The following is a 7,038-nucleotide window of genomic DNA, read 5'->3' as shown; positions in this document are numbered from 1 at the left end:
AAAAACTTTTAAGCATATACTCCAAATATTTTCGGAAGTTTTTTTTAAAATTCTTTTCTCATTCAAAACAACTCTCTTGCGAAAGGAAGAACTAAGAAAAGGTTGTCTTTACCGCCCGGCTTTAAAAAAGTATTTCAATCAACGCTGCTTCCTTTTTGAAAGCGGGTGCAAAGGTAAGAACTTTATCTCATATCTTCCACCGGTTAAGGAAGAAAAAAGTAAGGGTTCTTACTCCGTTTCTGTCAGAATGTCAATCAAACGCCGCTCCCGTTCTCGAAAGCGGATGCAAAAGTAGAGCTTTTTAGAATACGCACCAAATATATCTTTCACTTTTTCCTAATATTTTTGAAACTTTTTCCTAACTCGCTGATTAGTAAAGATGTTGTAGAACATAAAACAGAACAGGGAACAGGCTGATGAAAGCAAGGGACACATTATAATATATGCGCACGTACATGCGGGCACGTAGGCGGGCGCGTATACAAGCGCACACGTGTATACATAACACGTATATATTCACAGAACCTTAAACACTCACGCTTTTATATAAACCACAGACCTGCCGGCACCACGCATACGGATAACACCGGAACTTACAAATTCCTGCAAATCAGATATTGCACGCCGCCCCGTAACATGGACAAGACCTGCATATTCAGCACGGGTAATGCACACATTGGCATCCAGAAAGTCCAGCATACTCTGTTTTCGTACATCCATATCTCCCACCGCTTTCGGTTTCTCCGGAAAAAATCGTTTATCGGCGCGTTCAAGTTCCATTTTATTGGATACATAACGTTTAAACTCCACGCCGGGACGAAATTTCACCGTAGACATTTTGATTGACTCTGCACGAATATCTTTTTTCGTCATGGCAGGCCGGGTACACTTCAACGAGGTGCTGAAAAATCCAAGCCCTTCTATCTCCACCGTGTAGCCATCCGCCAGCCAATCGCCGAGCGCGGTAGAGATAGCCTGCATAATACCCACAATCATTGCATGAGGCATGTGCTCCTCACGAAAGACCTGATTCATAAAGTCCTTACCGGAAATGGTTCCTTTTGAACGGACACGTGCATGAAGAGGTTTCGGTTCTTCACCCTCAGAGACCGGCGTCTCATAAAAATCATAATAAACACTCATAAGCTCTATATTTTAATGGTTTATTGAGAACAGGGAAGAACAGACCGCAACTGTCGGAAAGGTAAACTCTGAAGTCAACAGGAATGAGCAACAAAGATACGGATAATTATTCGTACCACAGCCGTGTTACTTAATTACTTCATCCGTGTTCTTTTCATACAACAGCTATTGTATGAAAAGAACACGGATGAAGTAGGATTAGTTTTCCGTATATCTATCTTCTTGAAAGTTCATATATCATCTACATTTATCAGATAATCCTTATCTATTAAAACATAACGATACCCCCTTGATATACATTGCTCTAAATTATACCTATTAGTACGGCTTACATCCTCGAACGTTATATCCGTCGACAGCCTCTTTTCTATGACACTCTCCTTATCCAATATATCTTGAAAATGAAGTCTTATATATTCCTGACTGAATATTAGGCAGAGATATTTTATATGCTTTACATATTCATCCGTAAAGTCCTTTTCCCAACCAAAAGGGATATAGCATCCTTCAATAATCAGGTTTTGGGAATTTTCAATGCAGGTCTTTATCATCTCCCGGACAATAGGCCACAGATAATTTGTCAATTCCATATCACTGTTATCGGCAGGCAATGTGCATTGCTTGCTTCTGATAAGCCCCATCTTCAAATGGTCTATCGACAAGTAAGGATATTTATATTTCTCCAATAGTTTTTGTGCCAACAGGGTCTTTCCCGTATGTGTGTCTCCTGCAATAAGAATAATCATATATTTTGAGTTAGGTACATAAAGTGCAGTACTATCAATCGGACGGTTTCTATATAATCTATGTTCTTTCCCAATGTCTTTGAGTCATCACATTTACATAATATTCGCAAATATAGGAAAAATGATTTATCTCCACACATAGGAAAAGAAAGTAACCAAATCTTCGTTTTCGGCATAATGGCGATAATCCATCGGCGTTTACGAATACGGATAAATATGGCGATACAAATAAAATATTAAAACCTCGGTGTGACAAAACCGAAAAATCATGCGACAGATAGAGAAAATATCAACCTAATTATTTATCTTTGTTAGCTTGAAAAGTTAGCATACCAAAAACAATAAAACAATGAAAGATTTCTTGAAATTTACGCTCGCCACCGTAACGGGTATTATCATATCGAGCGTCGTGTTGTTTTTCATCAGCATTCTCGTAGTTTTCAGCATGGTTTCATCCTCGGAATCGGAAACGCAAGTGCGTAAGAATTCCGTCATGATGCTGGACTTGAACGGTACACTGACCGAACGAAGCCAGGAGAATCCGCTGGATTTCCTTATGAAAGAAGACTACAAAACGTATGGACTGGACGATATTCTTTCTTCTATCAGGAAAGCGAAAGAAAATGAAGATATCAAAGGTATTTACATTCAGGCAACTTCACTGGGAGCCGGATTCGCTTCGCTGGAAGAAATTCGAGACGCGCTGAAAGACTTCAAGGAATCGGGTAAATTCATCGTGGCTTACGGCGATACTTACACGCAGAACCTTTACTACCTGTCCAGCGTCGCGGACAAAGTGCTGCTGAACCCGCAAGGTATGCTCGAATGGCGAGGACTGGCAGCTACTCCGATGTTCTTTAAAGATTTACTGGAAAAAATCGGTGTAGAGATGCAGATATTCAAAGTGGGTACATACAAATCCGCAGTAGAACCGTTCATCTCCACTGAAATGAGCCCCGCCAACCGCGAGCAGGTAAATGTATATCTGTCTTCCATTTGGGGACAGATTACGAGTTCCGTTGCCGAATCGCGCAACCTTTCTTTAGAAGCGCTGAATAAGGAGGCAGACCGCATGCTGATGTTCTACCCGGCAGAGGAGAGCGTGAAGAACGGATTGGTGGATACCCTGATATATAAGAATGATGTACGCGACTACCTGAAAAACATGGTAGGTATCGACAAAGACGACAACATGCCGGTGCTGGGTATTCAGGACATGATAAACGTAAAGAAAAACGTGCCCAGAGACAAGAGCGGAAACGTGATTGCCGTATATTACGCGTATGGTGAGATTGACGGCGGTTCGTCCGCCTCTACCGACGAGGGCATCAATTCCGAAAAGGTTATCAAAGACTTGCGCAAACTGAAAGATGATGAAAATGTAAAGGCCGTCGTACTGCGTGTGAACTCTCCGGGCGGTAGCGCATACGGTTCCGAACAGATATGGTACGCCGTAAACCAACTGAAAAAAGAAAAACCCGTAATCGTATCTATGGGTGACTATGCCGCATCCGGCGGTTACTACATCGCCTGCAACGCCGACACCATCGTTGCCGAACCTACCACACTGACCGGCTCTATCGGTATTTTCGGAATGATGCCCAACGCCAAAGGGCTGACCGAAAAACTCGGTGTGAACTTCGACGTAGTAAAGACCAATCCGTATGCCGACTTCGGCAACCTGACCCGCCCGATGAACGATGGTGAGAAAGGATTGATGCAGATGTACGTCAACAAAGGTTACGAACTTTTCCTGACCCGTTGTTCCGACGGACGCGGCATCAGCATGGAAGAATTGGACAAGATAGCGCAAGGCCGCGTATGGACCGGAAGCACTGCCAAAGAGCTGGGACTGGTGGACGAACTGGGCGGTCTGGACAAGGCTTTGGAGATTGCCATTGCCAAAGCGGGTGTAGACGCTTACACCGTAATGAACTATCCTAAGAAAGAGGGATTTTTGGAAAGCCTGATGAATACGAATCCCGGAAATTATATCAAGGCTCGCATGCTGAACGGAAAAATGAACGATGTGTACCGTCAATTCAGCATTATCGAGAACTTCGACAAGATAGACCGTATACAGGCACGTGTACCGTTTGAACTGAACATACAATAAATTTAAATGAGAGATGCATCCGTAAAAATACACCATTGGCTATATCCCCTGTCCTGGCTCTACGGGATAGGAGTATGCTTGCGAAATAAACTCTTTGACTGGGGCTGGCTCCGGTCAAAGAGTTTTGACGTTCCTGTGATATGTGTAGGCAATCTTGCCGTAGGTGGAACGGGCAAGACGCCACATACGGAGTATCTGATAAGGTTATTGCAGAATGAGGGCGTAAATGTGGCGACACTGAGCCGCGGCTACAAACGAAAAAGTAAAGGGTATGTACTGGCAACCGCCGAGAGCAGTGTACAGAAAATCGGTGACGAGCCGTATCAGATAAAAAGCAAGTTTCCGGACATACGGGTGGCGGTAGATGAAAACCGCTGTCATGGTATCGAGCAGTTGCTTAAATTGAAAAGTCCCGCTGTGGATGCAGTGCTGCTGGATGATGCTTTCCAGCATCGCCACGTAAAGGCGGGAATGAATATTCTGCTGACCGACTACCACCGGTTGCTTTGTGATGATGTCCTACTGCCTGCGGGAAGACTGCGCGAACCTGCCTGCGGGAAGAACCGCGCCCAGATAGTCATTGTAACGAAGTGTCCGGATGACATCAAGCCGATAGACTTCAACATTATTACCAAAAGGCTGCATTTGTATCCGTACCAGCAATTGTATTTCTCCAGATTCCGCTATGGCTCCCTACTACCGTTATTCCCCGAAAAGACGAAAGAGAGAATATCCTGTACGGGAAGCGAGCAGGTACTACTCGTTACGGGCATCGCCTCTCCCGCCCCGCTGGTGGAAGAAGTGGAATCGTACACCCCCGATGTCAATCTGCTGGAATTCGGCGACCATCACGACTTCGGCGAAAAAGACCTGCAACTCATTGAGGAGCAATTTGCCCGGTTGAAAGAGGGCAAAAGACTGATTATCACAACGGAAAAGGATGCTACCCGACTGAAAAATCATCCGGCTCTGAACGAAACGCTGAAACCGTACATTTATGTACTCCCCATCGAAATAGAGTTTTTGCAAAATCAACAATATATATTTAACCAAAACATTATTGGCTATGTTAGAACGTATTCAAGAAACCGCAGCTTATCTGAAAGGTAAGATGCACACGCGTCCTGAGACAGCGATTATCCTCGGAACCGGACTTGGCAGCCTTGCAGGCGAGATTACCGAGAAGTATGAAATAAAGTATGAGGATATTCCCAACTTCCCCGTTTCTACGGTAGAGGGACACAGCGGTAAGCTGATTTGCGGCAAGCTGGGCGATAAAGATATTCTGGCCATGCAGGGACGCTTCCATTTCTACGAGGGATATTCCATGAAAGAAGTGACGTTCCCGGTGCGTGTGATGCGCGAATTGGGCATCAAGACCTTATTCGTTTCTAACGCCAGCGGTGGTACGAATCCTGATTTTGAAATCGGCGACCTGATGATTATCACCGATCACATCAATTTCTTCCCCGAACATCCGCTGCACGGCAGGAATATTCCTTACGGCCCGCGTTTTCCGGATATGAGCGAGGCCTACGATAAAGAACTTATCCGTAAGGCGGACGCAATTGCCGCCAAAAAGGGTATCAAAGTACAACATGGCGTGTACATCGGTACGCAAGGGCCTACGTTTGAAACTCCGGCGGAATACAAAATGTTCCGTATCCTGGGTGCGGATGCGGTAGGTATGTCTACCGTTCCCGAAGTAATCGTTGCGAACCACTGCGGCATCAAGGTGTTCGGCGTATCGGTTATCACGGACTTAGGCGTGGAAGGCAAGATTGTAGAGGTGTCTCACGAAGAGGTGCAGAAAGCTGCGGATGCCGCACAGCCGAAGATGACGGAGATTATGAGGGAGTTGATTAACAGAGCGTAAGTAAACAAATAGTTGAAAGTTGATAGTCGGGAGTTGAAAGTTGCCGTGCAGTGTAAGTATGTAGTAACTATTCGCTTTCAACTATCAACTTTCACCTTTCAACTAATTAAGATGAGAACAGAAATAGCAACTCTCGGTGAGTTCGGCCTCATCCGCCACCTGACCGAGGGTATCGAATTAAAAAACGAATCAAGCCGGTACGGCATCGGTGATGATGCCGCCGTCCTCTCCTACCCGGCGGACAAAGAAGTACTGGTTACCACCGATTTATTACTGGAAGGCGTACATTTCGATTTGACGTATGTGCCTTTGAAGCATTTGGGGTATAAAGCGGCCATAGTGAATTTTTCCGATATATATGCCATGAACGGTACACCCCGGCAAATCACCGTTTCGTTGGGACTGTCCAAACGTTTCAGCGTAGAGGATATGGAAGAACTGTATGCCGGCGTCCGCCTTGCCTGTGAGGAATATGGCGTGGATATTGTGGGCGGCGACACGTCTTCTTCTTATACGGGGCTCACAATCAGCATCACTTGCATTGGAGAAGGTGAAAAAGGAAAGGTCGTTTATCGCAACGGTGCCAAAGAGACTGACCTTATCTGCGTTTCCGGTGACTTAGGTGCAGCTTATATGGGTCTGCAACTGCTGGAACGTGAAAAGAGCGTCCTTAAAGGTGGCGACAAAGATTTACAACCAGATTTCGCAGGCAAAGAGTATCTGCTGGAACGGCAACTGAAACCGGAAGCCCGTCGCGATATTATTCAGAAATTGGCTAAAGAAGGTATTCAGCCTACTTCCATGATGGACGTTTCCGACGGATTATCTTCGGAATTACTGCATATCTGCACGCAAAGCAAGGTCGGTTGCCGCATTTATGAGGAGCATATCCCTATCGACTACCAAACTGCTGTTATGGCAGAGGAATTCAATATGAACCTGACGACTTGCGCCCTCAACGGCGGCGAGGATTACGAACTTCTGTTTACCGTGCCTATTGCCGACCATGAGAAAGTGTCTGACATGGAAGGTGTCAAGCTGATAGGTCATATCACTAAACCGGAATTAGGTTGTGCCCTTATCACCCGCGACGGACAGGAATTTGAGTTGAAAGCACAAGGCTGGAACCCGCTTAAAGAGGAATCTGCTACTTGAGG

Annotated in this window: 7 protein-coding genes; 5 read left to right on the top strand and 2 right to left on the bottom strand. The window is 45.2% G+C overall.

What is annotated here, in order from left to right:
- Nucleotides 1-295: hypothetical protein (locus BHV73_RS06430; protein WP_353681448.1), on the top strand; the 295-nt coding region annotated here is incomplete at its 5' end.
- Between the two features lie 239 nt (nt 296-534).
- Here the strand turns inward: BHV73_RS06430 and BHV73_RS06425 are convergent.
- Both BHV73_RS06425 and BHV73_RS06420 read right to left on the bottom strand, forming a co-directional pair.
- A complete protein-coding gene (locus BHV73_RS06425) occupies nt 535-1,143 on the bottom strand; it encodes an HU family DNA-binding protein (RefSeq protein WP_087412718.1) in 609 nt (202 codons plus the stop codon).
- 230 nt (nt 1,144-1,373) lie between these two features.
- The gene (locus tag BHV73_RS06420; RefSeq protein ID WP_087412717.1) at nt 1,374-1,889 is read right to left on the bottom strand and encodes an adenylate kinase; all 516 of its coding nucleotides are present in this window, start codon (nt 1,887-1,889) and stop codon (nt 1,374-1,376) included.
- Between the two features lie 349 nt (nt 1,890-2,238).
- On the opposite strand from BHV73_RS06420, the gene sppA reads away from it, so the two are divergent.
- The 4 genes from sppA to thiL all read left to right on the top strand — a co-directional run bounded on the left by sppA (nt 2,239) and on the right by thiL (nt 7,036).
- Entirely contained in the window at nt 2,239-4,005 is a 1,767-nt protein-coding gene (gene sppA / locus BHV73_RS06415) for a signal peptide peptidase SppA (RefSeq protein WP_087412716.1), read from the top strand.
- A 6-nt stretch (nt 4,006-4,011) separates the two neighbouring features.
- The gene (gene lpxK, locus BHV73_RS06410) at nt 4,012-5,115 is read left to right on the top strand and encodes a tetraacyldisaccharide 4'-kinase (protein WP_087412715.1); all 1,104 of its coding nucleotides are present in this window, start codon (nt 4,012-4,014) and stop codon (nt 5,113-5,115) included.
- The gene (locus BHV73_RS06405) at nt 5,072-5,881 is read left to right on the top strand and encodes a purine-nucleoside phosphorylase (RefSeq protein ID WP_087412714.1); all 810 of its coding nucleotides are present in this window, start codon (nt 5,072-5,074) and stop codon (nt 5,879-5,881) included. Before lpxK ends, BHV73_RS06405 begins: the two co-directional genes overlap by 44 nt.
- Before the next feature lie 111 nt (nt 5,882-5,992).
- Entirely contained in the window at nt 5,993-7,036 is a 1,044-nt protein-coding gene (gene thiL / locus BHV73_RS06400) for a thiamine-phosphate kinase (protein WP_087412713.1), read from the top strand.
- The last annotated feature ends 2 nt before the right edge of the window (nt 7,037-7,038 follow it).

The sequence above is a fragment of the Bacteroides sp. 44_46 genome (assembly GCF_001915465.1).
In the GTDB taxonomy this organism is placed as follows: Bacteria; Bacteroidota; Bacteroidia; order Bacteroidales; family Bacteroidaceae; genus Bacteroides; species Bacteroides clarus.
The sequence above is the reverse complement of the archived record's forward strand: the minus strand, read 5'-3'. Positions and strand labels throughout refer to the sequence as shown.